This is a genomic window from Comamonas sp. B-9, from assembly GCF_000410635.1.
Lineage (GTDB): Bacteria > Pseudomonadota > Gammaproteobacteria > Burkholderiales > Burkholderiaceae_C > Comamonas.
This window is the reverse complement of sequence record NZ_KE148528.1, coordinates 1-3,819: the sequence shown is the minus strand read 5'-3', so window position 1 is coordinate 3,819 and position 3,819 is coordinate 1. Positions and strand designations below refer to the sequence as shown.

Here is a 3,819-nt window from a genome sequence, read left to right as displayed (position 1 = left end):
GCCGCCCCCCCCCCCGCCACTGTCCTTGCCCACCATCACGCCCAGCAGGCGCCAGCGGGTGGGGGCAGCCGGGGCTGCAACGGGCGCGCCATCCTGCACCCCAAAGAGCCGCGCCATCGCAGTGCCATCGACCTGCACCTGGGCGGGGCCACCGGCCTGCGGGGCCGAGAGCACCTGGCGCGGCGCCGACAGCTTGAGCCCCCAGAACACCGCCAATGCCGCAGCGCCAGCCCATAAAAGGCCGGCCGCCAGCCGAGGAGACCAGGGGTTGCGTGATAGTGTCACCATTCGCAGATTATGATGCAGCCAGATGTCAGTTTCACCACTTTGACCCCCTTTGACCTGAGAGCATGATGTTTTCCTTCCGCCCGCAGTCGGCTGCACGCCGCATCCAAGCCAATATCCAGCGCGGCTTTACCCTGATCGAGCTGATGGTGGTGCTGGTCATCATCGGCGTGCTGGCCGCGCTGATCGTGCCCAATGTGATTGGCGCTGCCGACGAAGCACGCGTGACCGCGGCGCGCACCGATATCACCAACATCAGCGGCGCACTCAAGCGCTACCGCCTGGACAACCAGCGCTACCCCACCGCCGAGCAAGGCCTGGCCGCGCTGATCAACCGCCCCAGCAGCGGCCCCGCGCCGATGAACTGGAAGCCCTATCTGGAAAAGCTGCCCAATGACCCCTGGGGCCACCCCTACCAGTACCTGAACCCTGGCGTCAAAGGCGAAGTCGATGTGATGAGCTTTGGTGCCGATGGCCAGGCCGGCGGTGAAGGCAACAATGCCGACATCGGCAGCTGGCAATAAGCGGCAATAAGCCCGCCTGATCGCCGCTTTCTGCCTTTTCCCGCTGCCCCGCCCTCCGGCCCCATGCCCTGCGCCCATGCCTCTTTCACACCCCTTCCAGCCGCGCCGCCAGCGCGGCTTTACCTTGATGGAGCTGCTGGTCGTCATCACGTTGATGGCGCTGGCCAGCGCCGGCGTGGTGTTTGCGATGGGCGACAACAGCCAGGACCAGCTCCAGCGTGAAGGCCAGCGTCTGGCCGCGCAGCTCGAAGCCGCACGGGCCCAGTCCCGCGCCAGCGGCCAGCCGGTACGCTGGCGGGCCGACAGCCAGGGCTTTGTCATCGAAGGCCTGCAAGGCGGCACCCGCCAGGGCGCCTGGCTGCACCCGCCGGTGGCGGTGCGCAGCAGTGGCGATATCATCCTGGGGCCCGAGGCACTGATCGGCCCGCAGACGGTGCTGCTGGCCTACCCCAGCCGCCATGCGGGCAGCATTGCCGTGTCCACCGACGGTGTGCGCCCCTTTGAACTACAGGCCCCCTGAACCTTTTCCCGACCAGCCCCGCGTGCCCAGCAAGTCCTCGCCCCATTCCGGCTTCACCCTGATCGAGGTGCTGGTCGCGCTCGCCATTGTCGCGATCGCCTTGCTCGCCGGCGGCAAGGCGATGAACGCGCTGACCCAGACCGCAGGGCGGCAAAGCGATGTGATGCTCGCGCAGATCTGCGCCGAGAACCAGCTGATCGCCGCGCGCCTGTCGCAACAGCTGCCGGGCCTGGGCACGACCAGCGTGGCCTGCGAGCAGGCCGGCCGCATGTTCGATGTGCGCGTGGGCGTGTTTGCCACGCCCAACCCGGATTTCCGCCGCATCGATGCCCATGTGTTCTCCGGCGGCGCGCCTTTGCTGCGCCTGAGCACCATCGTGGGGAGGTACTGATGCAGCGCCCCCGTTCTAGCCAGCCACGCAGCCAGGGCTTTACCTTGATCGAGCTGCTGATCGCGATCTCCATTCTGGCGGTGATGACCATCGCCAGCTGGCGCGGTATCGACGGCATGGTGCGCGCCCAGCAGCAGGCCCGCGATTACAGCGAAGAGGTGATGGTGGTGCAGGCCGCGCTGTCGCAGTGGAACACCGACCTCAATGGCATTGAGCGCGTCGCAGCTACCACGCCCATCGACTGGGATGGCCGCGTGCTGCGGCTCACGCGCCGCAGCAGCGACATCAATGAACAAGGCCTGCGCGTCGTCAGTTGGGCCCAGCGCAGCCTGGGCAACCGCGCCTACTGGGTGCGCTGGCAGTCCTCCCCGGTGCGTGATCTGCAGCAGTGGCAGCAGGCCTGGGACATGGCCGCCCATGCGGTCACCAACAGCGCGCTGACCAACAACTCCGATGGCGGCCCGCAGCAAACAGTGCTGATGCCCCTCAGCGGCTGGCAGCTGCTGTATTTTCGGGGCAACAGCTGGAGCAACCCGCTGTCCAGCCAGGGCGCCAATCCCCAGACCGATGCCAACAACCCCACCACGGTGGCGCTGCCCGACGGCATCCGCCTGCGCCTGGAGCTGCCCGCGCCCGGTGCGCTCTCCGGGGTCATCACCAACGACTGGGTCAACCCCATCGTGTCGGGGAACAAATCATGAAGCGGCTGCACCTAGCCCGCCGCAGCCAGCGCGGCGCAGCGCTGCTGGCCGCCATGCTGACCGTCACCCTGGTGGCCACGATTGCCGCCGGCGCCGTCTGGCAGCAGTGGCGCAATCTGGAGGTTGAAGGCGCTGAGCGCACCCGCGTGCAGGCCGCCTGGCTGCTGCTGGGGGGGCTGGATTTCTCGCGCCAGGTGCTGCGCCAGGATGCGCGCGTGGGCGGCCCCGATTCGCTGTCCGAGCCCTGGTCGGTGCCGCTGGCCGAAGCGCGCCTATCCACCTTCTTGCAGGCCTCCAACAACCAGAGCAATGCCGACGACAGCAGCATCGACGCGGCCCAGGCCTTTTTGTCGGGCGCGATTGTCGATGCCCAGGCGCGGCTCAATATCCGCAATCTGGTGTCCAACGGCCAGATCAATACCGTCGCGCTGCGCCAGCTCCAGCGCCTGTTCGAGCGCCTGGGCCTGCCCGGTGCCGAGCTGACCGTCCTCAGCCAGCAGGCACAGGCCGCGCTGCGCACCGAAGGCAAGGCCGCCAATGCCCCGCTGCTGCCGCGCACCTACAAGGAGCTGGCCTGGTGGGGCCTGTCTCCGTCCACCCTGACCCAGCTGGAGCCCTATGTGGTGCTGCTGCCCCAGGAGAGCAAGGTCAACGTCAACACCGCCTCGGCCACCGTGATCTGGGCCGCTGTCGAGGGCATGGATTTTGCAACTGCCCAGCAAATCGCCCAGCTGCGGCTGAACAAGGCTTTCGAGAGCAGCGCCGAGCTGCAGCAGCGCTTTAGCAGCAACACCGCGCTCACCAATGCCAACGCGCTGCTCGATGTGAAATCGGTGTATTTCGAGGTCTGGGCGCGGCTGCGCTTTGACGACCTGGTGGTGCAGGAGAAATCCCTGGTCTACCGCCAGGGGCTGAATGTAACAACCGTGGTGCGCGAGCGCGGTGCCGCACTGGCCACCAGCCTGATGGGCGATGGCAGCGCCAACCCGGTGGCGGCGCGCTAACAGGAACATGATGACAAACGTATTGCAGTTTGGTGAAGCCGGGCCCTCTACAATGCAGCGCACAACACGCTCATGAGTACATTACTGATTTCACTGCCGCTGGCCTCGGGGCCAGATACAGGGCCCAGCTCGGCCTGGAGCTACAGCTATGCCCTGTCGCCCGATGGCGTGACCATCGGCCAGCAAGGCAGCACCACCGCCGGCCTGCTGCCCCAACCCGGCCGCGCTGGTGAGGTGGTGGCCGTGGTGCCTGCGGCCATGCTGTCCTGGCAACGGGTCAGCCTGCCCCAGGGCGTAGGCCCCGGCTCGCCCCGGCTGCGTGCGGTGCTCGAAGGCCTCTTGGAAGAGCGCCTGCTCGACGACCCGGCGCAACTGCACTTTGCCTTGCAACCCG

5 protein-coding genes and 2 pseudogenes are annotated in these 3,819 nt (G+C 67.3%); 6 read left to right on the top strand and 1 reads right to left on the bottom strand.

The genetic code is table 11. From position 1 onward, the window contains the following. A pseudogene (locus H928_RS32705) lies at positions 1-288 on the bottom strand (type II secretion system protein N); the annotation flags it as partial. A 65-nt stretch (positions 289-353) separates the two neighbouring features. Here H928_RS32705 and gspG point away from each other — a divergent pair. The 6 genes and pseudogenes from gspG to H928_RS26470 all read left to right on the top strand — a co-directional run. Beyond that, a complete protein-coding gene (gspG, locus tag H928_RS0106340; RefSeq protein ID WP_182345023.1) occupies positions 354-809 on the top strand; it encodes a type II secretion system major pseudopilin GspG in 456 nt (151 codons plus the stop codon). Positions 810-885: 76 nt separating this feature from the next. Further along, positions 886-1,329, top strand: a complete 444-nt coding sequence (locus H928_RS26475) for a Tfp pilus assembly protein FimT/FimU (protein ID WP_021025732.1) — start codon at positions 886-888, stop codon at positions 1,327-1,329. Between the two features lie 22 nt (positions 1,330-1,351). Then, positions 1,352-1,720, top strand: a complete 369-nt coding sequence (gspI, locus tag H928_RS0106330; RefSeq protein WP_021025731.1) for a type II secretion system minor pseudopilin GspI — start codon at positions 1,352-1,354, stop codon at positions 1,718-1,720. Continuing rightward, on the top strand, positions 1,720-2,421 hold the full coding sequence (locus H928_RS0106325) for a type II secretion system protein J (RefSeq protein ID WP_021025730.1): 702 nt from the start codon (positions 1,720-1,722) through the stop codon (positions 2,419-2,421). The genes gspI and H928_RS0106325 overlap by 1 nt, the downstream gene beginning before the upstream one ends. Then, a complete protein-coding gene (gene gspK / locus H928_RS0106320) occupies positions 2,418-3,425 on the top strand; it encodes a type II secretion system minor pseudopilin GspK (protein WP_021025729.1) in 1,008 nt (335 codons plus the stop codon). Before H928_RS0106325 ends, gspK begins: the two co-directional genes overlap by 4 nt. A gap of 72 nt (positions 3,426-3,497) precedes the next feature. Further along, a pseudogene (locus tag H928_RS26470) lies at positions 3,498-3,819 on the top strand (type II secretion system protein GspL); the annotation flags it as partial.

What these genes read in the sequence shown, in the direction of transcription:
- gspG (WP_182345023.1), top strand. Translation starts at nt 354, where the DNA reads ATGTTTTCCTTCCGCCCGCAGTCGGCTGCACGCCGCATCCAAGCCAAT.
- H928_RS26475 (WP_021025732.1), top strand. Translation starts at nt 886, where the DNA reads ATGCCTCTTTCACACCCCTTCCAGCCGCGCCGCCAGCGCGGCTTTACC.
- H928_RS0106325 (WP_021025730.1), top strand. Translation starts at nt 1,720, where the DNA reads ATGCAGCGCCCCCGTTCTAGCCAGCCACGCAGCCAGGGCTTTACCTTG.
- gspK (WP_021025729.1), top strand. Translation starts at nt 2,418, where the DNA reads ATGAAGCGGCTGCACCTAGCCCGCCGCAGCCAGCGCGGCGCAGCGCTG.